This window comes from Streptomyces sp. NPDC097129, assembly GCF_055668065.1.
Window position 1 is genome coordinate 383,035 of sequence record NZ_JBVOQE010000003.1, and the last position, 18,705, is coordinate 401,739.

An 18,705-nucleotide genomic window follows, 5' to 3' on the forward strand; every position below is an offset into this window, starting at 1 on the left:
GGTTGGGGAGCCGTCCCCCCATGCTGAGTCCCAACTGATCGCGCTGTGACACGGCGGGAGACCTGCTGTGACACCGCAGGAAACCTAGGGAGAACCGACACCATGTCCGACAGCAGTGTGTCCGCCACCGAACTCACCTCCCAGTACCTCGCCCAGGTGACGAGCGACCTGGAGCACAACACCAAGGAACGCGAGCGCATCAGCGCGGAGATCGCCGCGCTGCAGGAGCAGCTCGCCGCGCTGCAGCACGACTTCGCGGTCCTGCAGAACATGCACCAGGCGCTCCAGGGTGCTTCGGCCGTCGAGGAGGCGCGGGCGGCCACGGGACCGGTGACGTCCGACAGCGCGGCCGAGGCGGTCGTCGTGCCCGCTCCGCGCAAGGCGGCCGGCCGCAAGCCCGCCGCCGGCAAGCGGACCCGGGCGACCGCCGCGAAGACGACCCGGCCGGCCAAGACCTCCAGGACAGCCAAGACGGCGAAGGCGGTCAAGGCGGACGGGACGGTGAAGGCCGCCGAGACGGTCGACGCGGGCGGGACGGCCAAGGCTCCGGCTTCGTCGCGCGGCACCGCGAAGAAGCAGGCCGCCAAGAAGTCCGCGGGCAGGTCTTCGGCCGCCACGGGTGGCGCGCCCAAGCTGGTCGACCTGGTCCGTCAGCACCTCACGGAGCAGAAGGAGCCGCGCTCCGCGGCCGAGATCGCCGACGCGCTCGGCAAGGCGCATCCCGAGCGCAGCGTCAAGACGACGGTCGTGCGCACCACGCTGGAGAGCCTCGTCGCCCGCAACCATGCCCAGCGTTCAAAGCAGGGCACGTCGGTGTTCTACACCGCCTCCGAGGCGGCGCCGGCGGGCAGCGGGGCGGAGACGACGGCCGCCGATCAGGAGACACAGCCGGAGAGCTGACCATCCGTCAGCACTGCGGGCGCTTCCCGTGGTTGGCGGCGTGGCTGCGGCGGGACCTCTTCTTCCGGCGTCGCTTGGACGACATGGTGACCTCCCACGGCATGAACGGAGAACACACAGGTCACTGGCGTACCCGTAATCACCATACTCCGGGGCATCTCACCCCTCCACCGCTCACGCCGGCCCCCGGGCCATGCCGTCGGCGCGGGGAGTGAGCGCGGTGCCGGCCGGGGGCTGATTGGCTTTCCGGGGAGGCGTCGGGTAGACCGAGGACATGCTGTTTCGCCAACTCGAATACCTGGTGGCGCTCTCCCGGGAACGTCATTTCGCCCGTGCCGCCCAGGCCTGCTACGTCTCCCAGCCGGCGCTGTCGGAGGCCGTCCGCAAGCTGGAGGAGGAACTCGATGTGCCGCTGGTGCGGCGCGGTCGCAAGTTCGAGGGCCTGACCCCGGAGGGTGAACGCATCGTCGTCTGGGCGCAGCGCATCCTGGCCGACCGCGACGCGCTGAAGGACGAGGCCGGTGCCCTGCGCAGCGGGCTGAGCGGGCGGATGCGGATCGGTTCGGTGCCGACCGCGTCGGGGGCCGCCTCGCTGCTGACCGACCCGTTCTGTGCGGCGCATCCGCTGACCACCGTGGAGGTGCTGGCGGACCTGCAGTCGGTGGACATCCTGCGGCAACTGCAGAACTTCGAGATCGACGCCGGTCTCACCTACGTGCGCGACGAACTGCCGGAGCAGTTCCAGTCCGTGCCGCTCTACGAGGAGCGCTACGTCCTGCTGCTCACGGCGGCCGACACCCTGGCCCAGCGCGCGACCGCGACCTGGGCGGAGGCGTCCCGGCTGCCGCTGTGTCTGCTGAACCCGTCGATGCAGGGCCGCCGGGTGCTCGACGAGCAGTTCGCGGAGGCCGGGACGCGGCCCTCGCCCCGGGTCGAGACCGACTCGGTGGCCGCGTTGTTCGCCCACGTCAGGACGGGCCGCTGGGCGAGCATCGTGGCGCATGCCTGGCTGCACGTCTTCGGAGTGCCGCACGGCATGCGGGCGGTGCCGCTGGTCGAGCCGGCGCGGACCGTGCCGGTCGGGCTGGTCGTCATGGCGCGGGAGCCGGGCTCGGTCATGGCGCGGGCCCTCGTCGACATCGCGCGGCGCACGGATGTCGCCTCCGCGCTGGACCGCCTGCCCGCCGAGCCCGGCCTGACCTGACCTGACCTGACCTGAGTGGACGCCGGTCCCGGAGCGTCATGAGCGGACGCCGGTCGGGGTGTGTCATGAGCAGAGTCAGGCCAGGCGGTGGGCTCCGGCGTAGACGTTCATGGACTCGCCACGCAGGAAACCGACCAGGGTCAGTCCGCTCTCCTCGGCCAGGTCCACGGCGAGCGAGGAGGGCGCGGAGACGGCCGCGAGCATCGGGATGCCGGCCATCACCGCTTTCTGCACCAGTTCGAACGAGGCCCGGCCGCTGACCATCAGCACATGTCCGCGCAGGGGCAGCCGTCCCGCGCGCAGTGCGTGTCCGACGACCTTGTCCACGGCGTTGTGCCGGCCCACGTCCTCGCGCAGGCACAGCAGTTCGCCGTCGGCGCCGAACAGTCCGGCGGCGTGCAGTCCGCCGGTGCTGTCGAACACCTTCTGGGCAGCGCGCAGTTTCCCGGGCAGCGACGCGAGCAGGTCGGGGCCGATGTGCAGCGGGTCGCCGGCCACGGACCAGGCGGCCGCGGTGCGGACCGCGTCCAGCCCGGCCTTGCCGCACAGTCCGCAGGACGAGGTGGTGTAGAAGTTGCGCTCCAGTGACGCGTCGGGGGCGGGCACGTCCGGCGCCAGGGACACGTCCACCACGTTGTAGGTGTTGCCGCCGTCCGACGTGGCACCGGCGCAGTAGCGGATCGCGGCGACGTCCGCGGCGGCATGCAGTACGCCTTCGCTCACCAGGAATCCGGCGGCGAGGTCGAAGTCGTCGCCCGGTGTGCGCATGGTGACGGCGAGGGCGCGCCCGCCCACCCGGATCTCCATCGGCTCCTCGGCGGCGAGGGTGTCCGGGCGGTGGGAGGCCACGCCGTCCCGGATGCGCAGCACCTTGCGCCGGGCGGTCACGCGTCCCATGCGGGCTCCGTTCCGTCCGCGGTGCCGGCATGCCGCCCGGCGGGTTCCAGGCGGACCAGGACGGCCTTGGAGGTGGGGGTGTTGCTGATGTCGGCGACGCTGTCCAGCGGGACCAGGACGTTGGTCTCGGGGTAGTAGGAGGCGGCGGAGCCGCGGGGGGTGGGATAGGCGACGACGCGGAAGCCCTCGGCCCGGCGTTCCACCCCGTCGTGCCAGACCGTCACCAGGTCCACCAGGTCGCGGTCGGCAAGCCCGAGAGCGCTCAGGTCGCCGGGGTTGACGAGGACGACGCGGCGGGCGTTGTGGATGCCTCGGTAGCGGTCGTTCATCGCGTACGGGACGGTGTTCCACTGGTCGTGGGAACGCAGCGTCTGCAGCAGCAGGTGCCCCTCCGGCACATGCGGCATCGTGAACTCGTTGCAGGTGAAGACGGCCTTGCCGCTCGGCGTGCGGAAGACGCCCTCGTTCACCGGGTTGGGCAGGCGGAACCCGCCGGGCCTGGCCACGCGGGCGTTGAAGTCCTCGAAGCCGGGGACGACGCGCGCGATCCGGTCACGGACGGCGCCGTAGTCCGCCTCGAACTCCTCCCACGGGATGTCCGGGCTGTCACCGAGGGTGCGGCGGGCCAGCCGGCTGATGATGGCGACCTCGCTGAGCAGGTACGGGGAGGCCGGTTCCAGGCGCCCGCGCGAGGCGTGCACCTCGCTCATGGAGTCCTCGACGGTGACGAACTGCTCGCCGGTCGCCTGGATGTCGCGGTCGCTGCGGCCGAGGGTCGGCAGGATCAGCGCGGTGTCCCCGCAGACCGTGTGCGACCGATTGAGCTTGGTCGAGATGTGCGCGGTGAGGCGGCAGCCGCGCATCGCCTCCTCGGTGACCCGGCTGTCGGGGGTGGCGCGTACGAAGTTGCCGGCCACGCCGAGGAAGAGCTTCGCCCGGCCGTCGCGCATGGCCCTGATCGCGTCCACCGAGTCCAGTCCGTGCCGGCTCGGCGGGGTGAAACCGAACTCGCGGCCCAGGGCGTCGAGGAAGGACTGCGGCATCCGCTCCCAGATGCCCATCGTGCGGTCGCCCTGCACGTTGCTGTGCCCGCGCACCGGGCACACGCCCGCACCCGGCCGGCCGATGTTGCCGCGCAGCAGAAGGAAGTTGACGACTTCGCGGATCGTGGGGACGCCGTGCTTGTGCTGGGTCAGGCCCATCGCCCAGCACACGATCACCTTCTCGCTCCGCAGGACGAGGTCGTGGACGTCCTCGATCTCCTCGCGGGTGAGGCCGGTCGCGCTGAGGACGTCGTCCCAGTCGGTCTTGCGCGCGTGCTGGGCGAAGTCGGCGAAGCCGGTGGTGTGGGTGTCGATGAAGGTGTGGTCGAGTACGGTGCCCGGCGCGGCGTCCTCCGCCTCCAGCAGCATCCGGTTGAGCGCCTGGAAGAGGGCGAGGTCGCCGCCGGGGCGGATCTGCAGGAACCGGTCGGCTATCGCGGTGCCCCGGCCGATGATCCCGCGGGCCTTCTGCGGGTGCTTGAAGCGGATCAGCCCGGCCTCGGGCAGCGGGTTGACCGCCACGACCCGGCCGCCGTTGCGCTTGGTCTCCTCCAGCGCGGTGAGCATCCGCGGGTGGTTGGTGCCCGGGTTCTGCCCCACGACGAAGACCAGGTCGGCCTGGTGGATGTCGTCCAGCGAGACGCTTCCCTTGCCGATGCCGAGGGTTTCCTGCAGTGCCGAGCCGCTGGATTCGTGACACATGTTGGAGCAGTCGGGCAGATTGTTGGTGCCGAGGGCGCGGGCGAACAGCTGCAGCAGGAAGGCGGCTTCGTTGTTCAGCCGTCCCGAGGTGTAGAAGAGGGCCTCGTCCGGGGAGTCCAGGCTGCGCAGTTCCCGCGCGATCAGGTCGAGCGCCTCGTCCCAGCCGATCGGCTCGTAGTGCTGCGCGCCGGGCCGCTTGACCATGGGTTCGGTCAGCCGGCCCTGCTGGTTGAGCCAGTAGTCGGACCTGGTGCCCAGTTCGGCGATCGAATGGCGGCGGAAGAAGTCGGCGGTGACCCGGCGCGTGGTGGCCTCGTCGGCGATGTGCTTGGCGCCGTTCTCGCAGTACTCGTTGCGGTGCCGCTTGCCCGGCGCGGGCTCGGGCCACGCGCATCCTGGGCAGTCGAAGCCCTTGGCCTGATTGATGTTCAGCAGCGTCAGCGCGGTGCGGCGCACGGAGGTCTGCTCCAGGGAGTACTCCAGTGCGTGGGTCACCGCGGGCATGCCCGTCGCCCAGCGCTTCGGCGGGGTGACCGACAGATCGTCGCTCGGGTCCTCGATACCGCTCATGGTGTCGTCCGTCTCTTTCCGCCGGCTGCGCGCTGACCGACCGGCAGCTTCTTCCTGTCGCCGGGGAGGTGTCAAAGAGGCGTTTTCGATCGCCTGATAGGCGCGGCTTATCGGGCCGCTGAGCAGGGGTGACGCGGACGGGTGCGCGGCCCGGGGTACGGCTCGGCCGGGCGCGCGCGATAGCGTGGCGGCATGCGCCATGAGGTGACCGACTCCGACACCGCGACGACGGTGGGCAGTGGTGACGTGCCCGTCCTCGCCACGCCGCGACTGATCGCGTGGATGGAGGCGGCGACGATGGAGGCCGCCGCGCCCTTCACCGGGGCGGGCCGGACCACCGTGGGCACGGCGGTACGCGTCCAGCACCTGAGGGCGTCCCGGGTGGGCGAACCGGTGGAGGTCACCGCTGAGGCGCCGTCCACCGCGGACGGCCGGCGCCTGACGTTCCGGGTGCAGGCGGTCGACGGCTCGGGGAACCTGGTCGCAACCGGCGAGATCGACCTGGCGGTCGTCGACCGGGAGCGCTTCCTGGCAGCCGTGTCCGCGCCGGGCCCGAAGCTCTGACGCGGACTCCCCGGGCGACCCGTGGAGAACCACCCACGCGGAAGCTCGCCGTGGCCGCCGCCCTCGCCACCGCGGCCGTCGCGCCCCGGACCGGCACCGCCTGAACCGGGCGCTCCCTCCGGGCCTCGTACCTCAGAGGATTCACCCGTGATCCCCCACCGGACGGCAGCCCTGATAGTGACACTCTCAGGGCTGACGCTCTCGGCATGCGCCTCGAACTCACCCACACGACCGGAAACCGGCCGGCAGGTGGTCCTCGACCGGCTCGCCGCAGCCGACGACGCCCCCTACTCGGCCGCCATGGAAGCCGTCACGCAGTCCGGGTCCAGACGACTGCAGCTCATGGTCGGACGGATCAACCTCAACGCCCCGCTGACGGGCCGCACGAGGGACACGACCGAGCAGTACACCGAAGACGTCGTGATCACCCGGCGGACGGTGTACCGGCGTGCCGTCGGCGCCCACGGCAGGTGGCAGCAGTTCCCCGCGTCGGCGGCCAAGGGCGGCATTCCCACGGACCGGCTTCCGCAATACGTCCGCCTCATGCTCGGCCACGGCGGCTCGGTACAGCGGGGCAGCGAACCCCTCCGTGTGTCAGCCCGCCTCACACCCAGGGACATCGAGTCGGTCGACGGGACCGCAGGCCGCAATCTGCGCTCCGCCACCGCCACCGCCATCGACACCGACGCGTGGATCGACAAGGAGGGCCGAATCGTAAGCGTGCGGCAGGCCATCCACTTCGCATCCGACCCGGACATCAGGAACACGTTCACGCTCACCGATTTCACCAGCCCGATCGCGGTGACCGCACCGGACGCCAGGTAGGCAGCAGACGCCCGGCCGTCTCCACGCAGGGCGAGCCGGGTTGGCGCGGCGATGAGTATGCGGGCGCGAGCAGGTCCATCTCTTGACGGAGACGACCGCTCTTCAGGAGTACGCCATGGGCCTGATCCACATCGAGATGTTCGCGACCCTCGACCTCGTCGGGCAGGCGCCCGGCGGTCCCGACGAGGACCCCGCGGGGTTCCCGTTCGGCGGCTGGCAGGCGCCCTTGATGGACGAGGTCGCCGGGACGCAGATCGGTGCCGCGTACGACGGCACCGACGCCCTCCTGCTCGGTCGGCGGACGTACGACCTCTTCGCCTCCTACTGGCCTCACCAGGAGGGCGGCCAGGACAACGAGATCGCCGCGCTCTTCAACAGCGTCCCGAAGTACGTGGCCTCCCGCGGCAGGCCCGACCTCTCGTGGGCCGGGTCGACGCAACTCGCCCCGGACCTGGCCCGCGCGGTGCGCGAGATCCGTGACCGCCACCAGCACGTGAAGGTCGTCGGCAGCCTGAACCTGGTGCAGACGCTCCTGCGGGAGAAGCTTTTCGACCGTCTCGACCTCTGGCTGCACCCGATCGTGCTCGGCGTCGGCAAAAAGGTGTTCGACGACGGCGCGGTGCCCACCAACGTCACGCTCCTCGCGCCCCCGGCAGCCACCCCGAAGGGCACCGTGTACCTGCGCTACGGCCTGGCCGAGGGCACTCCCGGCACGGGAGACATGGCCGCACCCGATCGCGGAGTCGAGAACGACGGCTGACGTACGGGGGGAACCGGCTGCCCACCGCACCACGACCCGGAACGACCGCTTCGCGACCACCAGGGGGCGTCGGCCCGGAACGACCGCTTCGGACCGCCGAGGGGCGTCGACCGGGAACGACCGCTTGGGACCGCTGAGTGGGCGTCGCCCCAGAACGACCGCTCGGGACCGGCCAGGCGGGTCAGCGCGCGCGGGCTCGCCTCCGTGTCGTTGCGGCGGGGGCGGGGTCGCTTGAGGGCCGTCGGCCCGCGAAGCCGGCCGTCAGGGCGAGCAGGGAGCGGGTCACCAGGGCCGACGGTGAGCCGCGGCCGGTCGTGGGGGCGTCCGGCTCGGTCGCCCACTGCTCCACCGCCACGCGGATGGCACCGGCCGCCGCGGCGGCCAGCAGCCGCACCGTGAACGGGTCGGCCGCCTTGCCCGCGCGCTCCGCCAGCAGAGCGACCAGGGTCTGCTCCGCCTCCAGATTGATGCGCGCCCACACCGCCCACAGCGCGGGATCCTGCTCGGCGGCCCGCAACAGGCCGCCGGTCAGCCGCATCGCCTCCACGGCCTGCTCGTCCTCCGGAGTGAGGGCGGCCACGGCCACCTCACGGAGCGTGGCCGCGTCCGGGAGCGTCCCCGGGGTGTCCGGGATCATGGCCAGCCACCGCCGGGCGCCGTCGGCGAGCATCGGCTCGACGGCGTCCTCCTTGCTGCGGAAGTAGCGGTAGAAGGTGCGCAGCCCCACCCCCGCCTCGGCGGCGATCTCCTCGGCCGTCGTACCGTCGGCACCCCGCTCGGCGAAGAGGCGGCAGGCCACCCGGGCGATCTCCCGCCGGGTGCCCGCCATACGGCGCTGGGTCAGGGGCGAGCGCGAGGCTGCCCCGTCGTGCACGGGCAACGGGGTCACCTGTCCGCCCTCCTGATCTTGACCGTCACGCCTTCAGATTACGTCGAATGCCGCGACGGCGGACTGCGCCATGCGGCGAGAAGCGTCACCCGGCGAGCTGCGCCACGCGGCACGCCAGCGCCACGCGGCACACTGAGCCACGCGGCACGATGAGCCGAGCGGCACGCTGAGGCAAGCGACACGCTGCGCCAAACGGCATGTCACGCCACACAGCGCACCAGGCCGTGCGGCATGTCGCGCCAACCTTCACACCATGCCACTCGGCGCACCGCGCCGACCGGCATGCCACGCCGATCCGCACGCTCGCGCCGATCCGCACGCCGCGCCGTATGGCATGACGTGCTGCATGGCATGACGCGCTGTATGGCATGACGTGCCACGCAGGCATAGGGTGCAGATGACCCCACCACCCCCGAGGGAAGGACCCACCATGCACACGCTCGACGGAAAGACCGTGCTGATCACCGGCGCAGCCCGTGGTCTGGGTGCCGAGGCCGCGCGGCAGGCCGTCGCCGCGGGGGCCAATGTCGTGGTCACCGACGTGCTCGAGGACGACGGCGCCCGCACCGCGAAGGAACTGGGTGGACGGGCCCGGTACCTGCACCACGACGTGACCTCCGAGCAGGACTGGCAGGCCGCCGTCGACTTCGCGGTCGCCGAGTTCGGCGGCCTGGACGGCCTGGTGAACAACGCCGGCATAGCGACGGGGTCCCTCTTGGCCGACGAATCGGTCGAGCGTTTCCGCAAGGTGCTCGACGTCAACCTCACGGGCGTGTTCATCGGCATGAAGACGGTCGTGCCGGCGCTGCGGGCGCGCGGCGCGGGGTCCATCGTCAACATCTCCTCCGCGGCCGGCCTGATGGGGCTGGCACTCACCGCGGGGTACGGCGCCTCGAAGTGGGGTGTGCGCGGTCTGAGCAAGGTCGCGGCCGTGGAGCTGGGCACCGAGCGTATCCGCGTCAACTCCGTGCACCCGGGCATGACGTACACGCCGATGACCGCGCAGACGGGGATCCAGTCCGGTGAGGGCAACTACCCGAACACGCCGATGGGCCGGGTCGGTGAGCCCGCCGAGATTGCCGGGGCCGTCGTCTTCCTGCTGTCCGATGCCGCGTCCTACGTCACCGGCGCCGAGCTGGCCGTCGACGGCGGCTGGACGGCCGGCCCCACGGTCGCCTACGTGATGGGGCAGTAGGGGGACGCCGGAGCGCCGGAAAACCGCCCGCCCAGTAAGCGCCGGACCGTCACGGTCCGGCGCTTTGCCATGCCTTCACCCCCTCCCCCCCCTCCCCCCCTTCCCCGCCCCCCTCCCCCTCCCGCCTTTCCCGCTCAGCGGGAGCATTCCTCGCGCTCACTCCCCTCCTCCTGTATGACTCGGTATGACTATTAGAAATACTTCGACCAGTAATACAGAGTCACACAGAAGAGGAGCCCGCCGTGAAGTTCTCCATGATCTTCGAGGCGCAGACCGCCGACCCGTCCCCGGCGGCAGAGCGTCAGGTCATCCACGACTGCGTCGAACAGGCCGTCTACGCCGAGGAGATGGGCTTCGACCGGGTCTGGGCCGTCGAGCACCACTCCCTGACCCAGTACGCGCACATGAGCGCGTCCGAGGTGTTCCTCACCTGGGTCGCCGCCCGCACCTCCCGCATCCGTATCGGCCACGGCGTGGTGACGATGCCGTTCGGCTACCAGCACCCGGTCCGGGTCGCCGAGCGCACCGCCATGCTCGACGTGCTCTCCGGCGGGCGGGTCGACATCGGCGCCGGGCGCGGCGCCACCCGGCAGGAGATGTCCATGTACGGGGTGCGCGCCGAGGACACCTACCCGCAGATGGAGGAGGCGCTGCGGATCTTCAGCGGGGCCTGGCGGGAGGAGACGTTCGAGTGGCACGGCTCGCTCGACATCGGACCCGGCGCCGTCCTGCCCCGGCCGGTGCAGAATCCGCATCCGCCGCTGTTCATGGCGTGCAGCAAGCACGACACGCTCAAGCTCGCCGCAGAACTCGGCATCGGCGCCCTGGTGATGGGCTTCGCCGGAGCGGACGACGTACGGGCCATGCGCAAGGTGTACGACGAGGCGATCGCGACCCGCAGCGGCGAACGGTTCGTGTCGACCGAGGTCAACAACCACTTCTCGGCGCTGTGTCCGACCGTCGTGCTGGACGACGCCGAGAAGGCGCACCGCATCGGCACCCGGGGGCAGCGGTTCTTCGCCGAGTCCATCGCGCACTGGTACGGCAACGGGCCCGCGCCGACCGGGTACGCCGACGACGAGGACCACGTCGCCGCGATGGCGAAGGACCGCGAGGTTCTCGTCGCCAAGCTGCACGAGGCGAGGATCCCCGTCCGGCCGGTCGACACCGGCCAGTTCAACGCCCAGCACGCCTACGGCACGGCGGAGTCCGCCATCGCCTACGTGGAGCAGCTGCGCGAGATCGGCGTCGACGAGGTCATGTGCCTGATCCAGATGGGCACGGTGCCGCAGGAGGTGTGCATGGAGACCATCCGGCAGTGGGGCGAGAGGGTCATCCCGCACTTCCGTGCTCTTGAGGCCGGGGCCGCGTGATGGCGAGGCGGCTCGACGGCAAGGTCGTCGTCGTCACCGGGGCGGGCCGCGGCCAGGGCGCCGCGGAGGCGCGGCTGTTCGTCGAGCAGGGGGCGCGCGTGGTGCTCACCGACGTCCGCGAGGAGGAGGCACTCGCGGTCGCCGACGGCCTCGGCGACCACGGGACGTTCGTCCCGCACGACGTCACGGACATGGCCGGCTGGCAGCGGGTCGTCGAACGCGGGCTCGACGCGTACGGCCGGATCGACGCCCTGGTCAACAACGCGGCGCTGTGGCGCACCGCGCCCGTCGAGGAGGACACGGAGGAGAATCTGCGGCAGCTGCTTCAGGTCAACCTCGTCGGGCCGTTCCTCGGCGTACAGGCCGTCGTCCCGGCGATGCGGGCGGGCGGCGACGGCGGGTCCATCGTCAACATCTCCTCCACCGCCGGACTGGTTGGCATCGAGGGCCACGCCTCGTACGGCGCGACGAAGTTCGGGCTGCGCGGGCTGACCAAGTCCGCCGCGCTGGACCTGGCCCGGCACCGCATCCGGGTGAACTCCGTACACCCCGGCATGGTCGACACCCCGATGGTCGCGGGCGCCCTCGGCACGGACGCCGGGCAGCAGGAGTGGCCGAACGTGCCGCTGCGCCGGATGGGCCGCCCCGAGGAGGTCGCGGAGCTGGTGCTGTACCTGGTCTCGGACGCGTCGGCGTACGTCACCGGTGCGGAGTTCGCCATCGACGGCGGGCTGACGGCGAAGTGACCGATCCGCTCACTCCTCGTGCCCGGAAGCTCGCCGACGCCATGTCGGCGGGTTTCCCGGATCCGGGCCTCGGCCCCGTCGAGCCCGCCGCGCTCCGGCGGGCCTCGTCGGCCGGTGCCCGGTCGCGTCCGGTGCGGCCGCTCCCCCGGGTCACCGACCGGTCCGTACCCGGCCCGGCGGCCGCGCCGGACGTGCCGGTGCGGATCTACGAGCCGCCGGCCACCGGTGCGGTGCCGCCGCCGGTCGTGGTGTTCTTCCACGGCGGCGGCTGGGTGCTGTGCGATCTCGACACCCACGACGGCCTCTGCCGCGAACTCACGGTGCTGGTGGGCGCGGTGGTGGTCTCGGTCGACTACCGCCGCGCCCCCGAGCACCGCTTCCCGGCCGCCGCCGAGGACGCCTACGCGGTCACGGTGTGGGTGTCCGCGCACGCGGCACGGCTGGGCTGGGACCCGGGCCGGCTGGCCGTCGCGGGCGACAGCAGCGGAGGCAATCTCGCGGCGGCCGTGACGCTGATGGCCCGCGATCGCGGCGGACCCGGCATCGCGGCCCAGCTCCTGGCGTATCCGGTGCTCGACCACCGGATGGCGGCCGCCTCGTACCGCACGTACGCGACGGGCTTCTTCCACACGACCGCGCACATGCGCTGGTACTGGGAGCAGTATCTGGGCGCCGGCGGTGACGGCGCGCACCCGTACGCCTCCCCCGGCCTGGCTGCCGATCCGGCCGGGCTGCCGCCGGCGGTCGTCGTCCTGCCCGCGTGCGATCCGCTGCGAGACGACGGCCTCGCCTACGCCCACCGGCTCGTCGCGGCGGGCGTCACGGTGCGGGTGCGGGTGTGGCCCGGTGTGTTCCACGGTTTCCTCGGCCTCGGCGGGCTGCTCCCGGAGGCCGACCGGGCGCTCGCCGAGGCGGCGGGCGCCCTGCGGGACGCGCTCACGCCCCCTGGACCGCCCGTCGGGCGATGTCGCCGACCGCCAGCCAGCTGAACGTCATGGCGGGGCCGATGGTCGCGCCCGGGCCCGGGTAGGTCTCGCCCATGACCGCGGCCGAGACGTTGCCGGAGGCGTACAGGCCCTCGATGGCCGTGCCGTCCTCCCGCAGCACCCGGGCGGTGGCGTCGGTGACCAGACCGCCCTTGGTGCCGATGTCGCCGGGGTGCACGGGCACGGCGTAGAACGGGCCCTTCTCCAGCGGCGCGAGGTTGGGGTTGGGCAGCGTCGGGTCGCCGTAGTAGCGGTCGTAGACGCTGTCGCCCCGGTGGAAGTCCTCGTCCCGGCCGGCGTGGGCGAAGCCGTTGAAGCGGTCCACCGTGGCGCGCAGCCGCCCCGCGTCCGCTCCGATCCGTGCGGCCAGTTCCTCGACGGTGGCCGCCTTCCTGACGAAGCCGTTCGCCAGCCACGCCTTGGGGAACGGCTGGCCCGGGAAGAGGCCGAGGAACAGGTAGCGGGCCTTGGCGGTGGCGTCGAGGATCATCCAGGACGGCACGGTGGTCGCGCCGGGCCGGTCGGCCGCGTACATGGCGTCGACGAACTCGTGGTACGGCGCGGCCTCGTTGGCGTAGCGCTCGCCCGACGAGTCGACGATCACCATGCCGGGGATGCCGCGGTCGGCGACCAGGAAGAACGGCCGGCCGCCGGGCGGCACCGCGGACGGCGCGCCCCACACCTTGTCCATGAGGTCGACGGCGGCGCCGGCGGCCATGCCCATCTCCAGGGCGTCTCCGGTCTGGCCCTCGGGGGCCGAGCTCCACTCGGTGGAGGTCGGCGACGGCAGGTGTTTCTCACGGAGTTGCTGGTTCTGCGAGAAGCCGCCGGAGGCGAGGACCACACCGCCGGTGGCCCGCACGGTGACGTCCCGGCCGCCGCGGGTGATCCGGACACCGGTGATCCGGCCGTTGTCCTCGACGAGCCCGGCCAGCGGCGCCGACAGCCACAGGTCGCCGCCGAGGGCGTTCAGGGAGTGCCGCATCCGGGCGACGAGGGCCTCGCCGAGGGAGAGCGGCTTGCGGCCGCTGAGCAGGGCCGCCACCGCGCGCACGCCCACCTTCACCGAGGTGCGTCGCCCTTCCCAGGTGCGGGTGACCATGTTGAGGTGCCGGAAGTCGCGGGAGGTGATGGTGAGCCCGTAGGTGGGCAGCCCGGCCCGGCGCAGGGTGGCGCGCTGTTCGGCCGGGAGCCGGTTGAGGTCGAAGATCTCCGGTTCGACGGAGCGGCCCTGCGGGTGGCCGCCGAGGCGCTCCGGGTAGTAGTCGGAGTATCCGGGGGTGTGGACGAACCTCACCGCGGTGCGGTCGTGGAACTCGCGCACCATGCGCGGCCCGTGCTCGATGTAGGCGTCCTTGCGGGCGGCGGGCACCCGGTCGCCGACGGTCGCGTCGAGGTAGGCGCGGGCCTTCTCGGGGGTGTCGCCGAGGCCGGCGGCGTCCAGGTGGAAGTTGTTCGGCACCCAGATCGCGCCGCCGGACAGGGCTGTCGTGCCGCCGTAGCGGTCGGTCTTCTCCAGCACCAGGACGGTCAGTCCGCGCAGCCGGGCGGTGATGGCCGCGGCCAGGCCGGCCGCGCCGGAGCCGGCCACCACGACGTCGTAGGTGTGGTCCCACTCGGTGCTCATACGGGCCTCTCTCGGGGAGCGGGGTTCAGCGGGCGGTGACGTGGGCGTCGGTGAGGACCGGTGCGTCGTCGCGGTCGGCGGCGGTGGCCGTCAGCCGGTAGCCGTCGCCGGTGTGCCAGACGCGCAGACGCAGGGTCTCGCCGGGGAAGAACACCCCGGCGAAACGCGTCCCGCAACCGGTGACGCGGGCCGTGTCGCCGCCCAGCAGACGGTCGGTGACCGCCTTGACGGCCATGCCGAAGGTGCACAGCCCGTGCAGGACGGGCCGGTCGTATCCGGCGCGGCGGGCGGTGGCGGGGTCGGCGTGCAGGGGGTTCCAGTCCCCGGCGAGCCGGTACAGCAGCGCCTGCTGGGGAAGGGTCGGGATGTCCAGCACCAGGCCGGGTTCACCGTCGGGAGCGGGGAGGCGGGCGGAGGGGCCGCGGTCGCCGCCGAAGCCGCCCTCGCCGCGTACGAAGATCTGGTTGCGCTGGGTGATCAGGGGGGTGCCGTCCTCGTCGAGGAGGGTGGACTCCTGGACGATGACGGCGGCGGTGGCCTTGTCGTACACGGCCGGGATCCGGGTGAGGGTGCTCGCCCGGGCCGCGGCGGGCAGGGGGCGGTGCACGGTGATCTCCTGGCCGCCGTGCAGCACGGCGGCCAGGTCGATGTCGATGCCCGGCGTCTCGAACACCTGGAACCCCACTCCGCCGGTGCCGCCGGCCACCACGCCGAAGGTGGGCAGCACGTGCAGGCCCTGCGCGTGTCCCTCGTAGACGTAGCGCAGTTGGGCCGGGTCGGTCTCGGGGACGCCGGCGCCCAGCGCGAGATGGTAGAGCCGCACGTCGCGGTCGTCCCAGACGGCCGCTGCGGTCACGGGCGGGGCGGAGGTGGCCTTCTCGACGTCGATCGGCATGGCGGGTGGCTTCCTCTACGGCTCAGTTCGCGAAGGTGCCGGTGGCGTAGCGGCTGCGGAAGTACAGCAGCGGCCGTCCGTCCTCCTGGGCGGCGAGGTCGATCACCTCGCCGGTGACGAGGTGGTGGTCGCCGGCGTCGTGGACGTCCGCGAGCCGGCAGTCGACGGTGGCCAGGGCGCCGTCGATGCGCACGGTGCCGTGTTCGCCGGCGTGCCAGGGGATGCCCGCGAACTTGCCGGGGCCGCTGCGGCCGAGCGCGGCGCAGGTGTCCTGCTGGTCCTCGGCGAGGATGTTGACGCAGAAGCGGCCGGCCCGCTCGATCCTCGGCCAGCTCGTGGAGGTCTTGGCGACGGCCAGCATGACGAGCGGGGGGTCGAGGGAGAGCGAGGCGAAGGACTGGCACGCGAACCCGACGGGCTCCCCCTGGTCGTCGAGGCCGGCCACCACGGTGATGCCGCTGGCGAAGCGGCCGAGGACGTCCCGGAAGGCGGCCGGGTCGATCGGGTGGTGGCTCAGCCGTTCCACTGGTGGCCCCAGAAGCTGTCGGCGGTGATCTCCTTGGCGACCCAGGCGGCGGGGTCGACGATCAGTCCGTCCCAGCCGTACTCGACCTGGAAGCCGCCGGGGGCCTGGGCGTAGAAGGACACCATGTGGTCGTTGGTGTGGCGGCCCAGGCTGGAGGCGATCGGGATGCCGGCGGCGTTCATCCGGTCCAGGCCGCGGCCGACGTCGTCCAGGGTCTCCAGCTCCACCATGAAGTGGACGATGCCGGGCGGCAGCGCGGCCGGGTACAGGCCCAGGCTGTGGTGGCGGCGGTTGGGGCTGAGGAAGTGCATCCAGTGGAAGTCCCGCTGCTCGGCGGCGGTGGGGACGGCCTGCGGCGGCAGTTTCATGGAGTCGCGCAGCTGGAAGCCGAGGAGGTTCTCGTAGAAGTCCAGCGCGGCCTCGATGTCGGGCACCGGCAGCACGACGTGGCCGAGGCCGAGGTCGCCGGTGACGAAGCGGTTGCCGTAGGGGGTGCCGAGCGGGGTGTGGTCCTGGGCCTGGCCCCAGTAGAACTCCAGCGGGTTGCCGCAGGGGTCGCTGACGTGGACCATGCCCCTGACGCGGCGCTCGGCGAGTTCGGCGGAGTCGGCCGGCTTGACGGCATGGCCCGCCGCCTCCAGCTTCTCGGTGAGCCGGGCGAGGGCGGCGGCGTTCGGCACCTCCCAGCCGGCCGCGAGCAGCCGGTCGCTCTCGCCGGCCTGGATGGCGATGCGGTGGGCCCGGTCGTCCATGCGCAGGTACAGGGTGTCCCCGGTGGTGGCGGAGGCGGTGGTGCCGGAGGCCTCCACCATGCCGAGGACGTCGAGCGTGTAGGTGCGCCACTCGGCGAGCTTGGTGGTCTCCAGGCGCAGGTAGCCGAGAGCTCGGATGTCCATGGTCGGCCTTTCGTCGGTCGGTCGGTGCTCGGGCGGGTCAGTGGGAGAGGAAGTCGATCGCGAGGCGGTTGAACTCGTCGGCCTGTTCGGTCTGGGCCCAGTGGCCGCAGTGCGGGAAGACGTGCAGGCGGGCGTCGGGGATCGTCTTGAGGGCGACCAGCGCGCCGTCGAGCGGGTTGACGCGGTCCTCTCGGCCCCAGGTCAGCAGCACGGGCTGGGTGATGCGGTGGGCCTCGCGCCACAGCATCCAGTCCTCGGCCCAGGCGGGGTTGGCGAAGGCGGCGCCCATCCGGGCGCTGCCCAGCCGGTTGCCGGGGTCGGTGGCCGAGGCCCAGCGTTCCTCGACGAACTCGTCGGTGACGACCGACTGGTCGTACGCCATGACGCCGAGGAAGGCACGCAGCTGGTCCTTGGTCGGCTCCGGTGCGGCGTTGAACTCGAAGAGCCGCTTGATGCCCTCGGTCGGGTCGGGGGCGAAGAGGTTGACGGAGACGCCGCCGGGGCCCATCAGGATCAGCTTGCCGACCTTGCCGGGGTGGTTCAGGGCCATCCGGACGGCGGTGCCGCCGCCGAGCGAGTTGCCGACGAAGTGCGCCCGGGCGATGCCCAGTTCGTCCATCAGGGCGGCGATCGCGTCGGCGCTGTAGCTGAAGTAGTCCTTGTCGGGTTCGGGCTTGTCCGAGCGGCCGAAGCAGGGCTGGTCGACCAGCAGGGTGCGCAGGTGCGCGGCGAACACGGGCAGGTTGCGGCCGAAGTTGCTCCAGCCGGAGGCGCCGGGACCGCCGCCGTGCAGCATGATCACCACCTGCGCGTCCCGCGGCCCGGCCTCGTGGTAGTGCAGGGTGAGCCGGCCGGCCTTGCCGGTGCGGGAGGTCGACGCGTACGTGAGTTCTGCCATGGGGGACCTCTCAGGCCATCGAGTCGTGGATGTCCAGGCCGAGCGCGCTCTGCCCGAACATCACCAGGGCCCGCTCGGGGTCGTTGGCGGCGTGACCGCGGCCGGTGTGGGCGTCGCGCCAGGCGCGCTGGACGGGGTGGGGGCCGGTGCGCATGGCGTTGCCGCCGGCGTTCTCCATCAGCAGGTCGAGTGCGGCCACCGACCGCTCGGTGGCGAGGACCTGGTCGCGGCGGGTGCGGGTGCGCAGGGTCATCGGGATCTCCTCGCCGCGTTGCGCGAGGGCGTACATGTCGGCGATGTTGCGGCTCAGCTGGAGCCAGGAGGCGTCGATGTCGCTGCCGGCGCGCGCGATGCGCACCTGCGCGAAGGGGTCCTCGGCGACCTTCTGGCCGTAGGAGACGCGGAAGCGCTGCCGGGTGGCGTCCAGGTAGGCCTCGTAGGCGCCTTCGGCGATGCCGACGATGGGGGTGGAGATGGTGGTGGTGAACACGCCTGCGTACGGCAGCCGGTACAGCGGCTCGTCGTTGAGGGCGTGCCCCGGGACCTGCAGCGCGGTGACCGGGCCGAAGCTCAGGGCGCGGTGCTCGGGCACGAAGACGTCCTCGACGACGACGTCGTTGCTTCCGGTGCCGCGCAGGCCGACGGTGTCCCACACGTCGTCGACGCGGTACTCGGAGCGCGGGATCAGGAAGGTGCGCATGTCCACGACGTTGCCCTCGGCGTCCGGGACGAGGCAGCCGAGCAGCGCCCACTGGGTGTGGTCGCAGCCGGAGGAGAAGTGCCAGCGGCCGGTGAGCCGGAAGCCGCCGTCGACCGCGGTGGCCTTGCCGGTGGGGGCGTAGGAGGAGGCGATGCGGGTCTTGGGGTCCTGGCCCCACACCTCCTGCTGGGCCAGCGGGTCGAAGAGGGCGACGTGCCAGGGGTGCACGCCGACCACGGAGGCGACCCAGCCGGTGGAGCCGCACGCCTTGGCGATCTCCTTGACGGCGGTGTAGAAGACCACGGGGTCGGCGGCCCGGCCGCCGAAGGCCTTGGGCTGCAGCAGCTGGAAGAAGCCGGTGTCCTCCAGTTCCTTGACGGAGGTGTCGGGCACTCGGCGCTGCGTCTCGGCCTCGGCCGCGCGTTCGCGCAGTGTCGGGGCGAGGGCGCGGATCGCGGCCAGTACGTCTTCGGCCATGGACATCCCCTCTCGGGTGGGCGTGGCGGCGG

General features: G+C 72.2%; 19 protein-coding genes. 9 read left to right on the forward strand and 10 right to left on the reverse strand.

The features are described from left to right. Positions 1-102 precede the first annotated feature (102 nt). On the forward strand, positions 103-900 hold the full coding sequence (locus AC0B9F_RS12410) for a hypothetical protein (protein ID WP_472001600.1): 798 nt from the start codon (positions 103-105) through the stop codon (positions 898-900). Positions 901-907: 7 nt separating this feature from the next. Here AC0B9F_RS12410 and AC0B9F_RS12415 read toward each other — a convergent pair whose 3' ends face one another. After that, positions 908-985 (reverse strand): 50S ribosomal protein bL37, encoded by a 78-nt coding sequence (locus tag AC0B9F_RS12415; protein WP_472002129.1) that lies wholly within the window; start codon positions 983-985, stop codon positions 908-910. A 189-nt stretch (positions 986-1,174) separates the two neighbouring features. On the opposite strand from AC0B9F_RS12415, the gene AC0B9F_RS12420 reads away from it, so the two are divergent. Next, positions 1,175-2,104, forward strand: coding sequence for a LysR family transcriptional regulator (locus tag AC0B9F_RS12420; RefSeq protein ID WP_472001601.1), 930 nt, complete (start codon positions 1,175-1,177; stop codon positions 2,102-2,104). Between the two features lie 75 nt (positions 2,105-2,179). Here the strand turns inward: AC0B9F_RS12420 and fdhD are convergent, their stop codons facing one another. Together fdhD and AC0B9F_RS12430 are read right to left on the reverse strand one after the other, a co-directional pair. Next, the gene (gene fdhD, locus AC0B9F_RS12425) at positions 2,180-3,001 is read right to left on the reverse strand and encodes a formate dehydrogenase accessory sulfurtransferase FdhD (RefSeq protein ID WP_472001603.1); all 822 of its coding nucleotides are present in this window, start codon (positions 2,999-3,001) and stop codon (positions 2,180-2,182) included. Continuing rightward, positions 2,989-5,316, reverse strand: a complete 2,328-nt coding sequence (locus AC0B9F_RS12430) for an FdhF/YdeP family oxidoreductase (protein WP_472001605.1) — start codon at positions 5,314-5,316, stop codon at positions 2,989-2,991. Before AC0B9F_RS12430 ends, fdhD begins: the two co-directional genes overlap by 13 nt. Before the next feature lie 192 nt (positions 5,317-5,508). Here AC0B9F_RS12430 and AC0B9F_RS12435 point away from each other — a divergent pair, with 192 nt between their 5' ends. The 3 genes from AC0B9F_RS12435 to AC0B9F_RS12445 all read left to right on the forward strand — a co-directional run bounded on the left by AC0B9F_RS12435 (position 5,509) and on the right by AC0B9F_RS12445 (position 7,465). Next, entirely contained in the window at positions 5,509-5,880 is a 372-nt protein-coding gene (locus AC0B9F_RS12435; protein ID WP_472001606.1) for a thioesterase family protein, read from the forward strand. Positions 5,881-6,129: 249 nt separating this feature from the next. Beyond that, entirely contained in the window at positions 6,130-6,705 is a 576-nt protein-coding gene (locus AC0B9F_RS12440; RefSeq protein ID WP_472001608.1) for a hypothetical protein, read from the forward strand. A gap of 115 nt (positions 6,706-6,820) precedes the next feature. Next, positions 6,821-7,465 (forward strand): dihydrofolate reductase family protein, encoded by a 645-nt coding sequence (locus AC0B9F_RS12445; RefSeq protein WP_472002131.1) that lies wholly within the window; start codon positions 6,821-6,823, stop codon positions 7,463-7,465. Positions 7,466-7,646: 181 nt separating this feature from the next. On the opposite strand, the gene AC0B9F_RS12450 is transcribed toward AC0B9F_RS12445, so the two are convergent. Further along, complete coding sequence (locus AC0B9F_RS12450) at positions 7,647-8,354, reverse strand: TetR family transcriptional regulator (protein ID WP_472001609.1); 708 nt, start codon at positions 8,352-8,354, stop codon at positions 7,647-7,649. A gap of 430 nt (positions 8,355-8,784) precedes the next feature. On the opposite strand from AC0B9F_RS12450, the gene AC0B9F_RS12455 reads away from it, so the two are divergent. The 4 genes from AC0B9F_RS12455 to AC0B9F_RS12470 all read left to right on the forward strand — a co-directional run bounded on the left by AC0B9F_RS12455 (position 8,785) and on the right by AC0B9F_RS12470 (position 12,657). Then, positions 8,785-9,549 (forward strand): glucose 1-dehydrogenase, encoded by a 765-nt coding sequence (locus AC0B9F_RS12455; RefSeq protein WP_472001610.1) that lies wholly within the window; start codon positions 8,785-8,787, stop codon positions 9,547-9,549. A gap of 242 nt (positions 9,550-9,791) precedes the next feature. Further along, entirely contained in the window at positions 9,792-10,922 is a 1,131-nt protein-coding gene (locus AC0B9F_RS12460) for an LLM class flavin-dependent oxidoreductase (protein WP_472001612.1), read from the forward strand. Next, the gene (locus tag AC0B9F_RS12465) at positions 10,922-11,668 is read left to right on the forward strand and encodes a glucose 1-dehydrogenase (RefSeq protein WP_472001613.1); all 747 of its coding nucleotides are present in this window, start codon (positions 10,922-10,924) and stop codon (positions 11,666-11,668) included. The genes AC0B9F_RS12460 and AC0B9F_RS12465 overlap by 1 nt, the downstream gene beginning before the upstream one ends. After that, positions 11,665-12,657, forward strand: a complete 993-nt coding sequence (locus AC0B9F_RS12470; protein ID WP_472001615.1) for an alpha/beta hydrolase — start codon at positions 11,665-11,667, stop codon at positions 12,655-12,657. Before AC0B9F_RS12465 ends, AC0B9F_RS12470 begins: the two co-directional genes overlap by 4 nt. Here AC0B9F_RS12470 and AC0B9F_RS12475 read toward each other — a convergent pair. The 6 genes from AC0B9F_RS12475 to hsaA are packed head-to-tail and all read right to left on the reverse strand — an operon-like array spanning position 12,605 to position 18,673. Continuing rightward, positions 12,605-14,281, reverse strand: coding sequence for an FAD-dependent oxidoreductase (locus AC0B9F_RS12475; RefSeq protein WP_472001617.1), 1,677 nt, complete (start codon positions 14,279-14,281; stop codon positions 12,605-12,607). The genes AC0B9F_RS12470 and AC0B9F_RS12475 overlap by 53 nt on opposite strands. A gap of 25 nt (positions 14,282-14,306) precedes the next feature. Then, positions 14,307-15,176, reverse strand: a complete 870-nt coding sequence (locus tag AC0B9F_RS12480) for a MaoC/PaaZ C-terminal domain-containing protein (RefSeq protein WP_472001619.1) — start codon at positions 15,174-15,176, stop codon at positions 14,307-14,309. Positions 15,177-15,198: 22 nt separating this feature from the next. Then, the gene (locus tag AC0B9F_RS12485) at positions 15,199-15,702 is read right to left on the reverse strand and encodes a flavin reductase family protein (protein WP_472001621.1); all 504 of its coding nucleotides are present in this window, start codon (positions 15,700-15,702) and stop codon (positions 15,199-15,201) included. Further along, a complete protein-coding gene (locus AC0B9F_RS12490) occupies positions 15,690-16,598 on the reverse strand; it encodes a VOC family protein (protein ID WP_472001623.1) in 909 nt (302 codons plus the stop codon). The genes AC0B9F_RS12485 and AC0B9F_RS12490 overlap by 13 nt, the downstream gene beginning before the upstream one ends. A gap of 37 nt (positions 16,599-16,635) precedes the next feature. Continuing rightward, a complete protein-coding gene (gene hsaD / locus AC0B9F_RS12495; RefSeq protein WP_472001625.1) occupies positions 16,636-17,496 on the reverse strand; it encodes a 4,5:9,10-diseco-3-hydroxy-5,9,17-trioxoandrosta-1(10),2-diene-4-oate hydrolase in 861 nt (286 codons plus the stop codon). A 10-nt stretch (positions 17,497-17,506) separates the two neighbouring features. Further along, positions 17,507-18,673: a 3-hydroxy-9,10-secoandrosta-1,3,5(10)-triene-9,17-dione monooxygenase oxygenase subunit gene (gene hsaA / locus AC0B9F_RS12500; RefSeq protein WP_472001627.1), complete on the reverse strand. Its 1,167-nt coding sequence runs from the start codon at positions 18,671-18,673 to the stop codon at positions 17,507-17,509. Positions 18,674-18,705 lie beyond the last annotated feature (32 nt).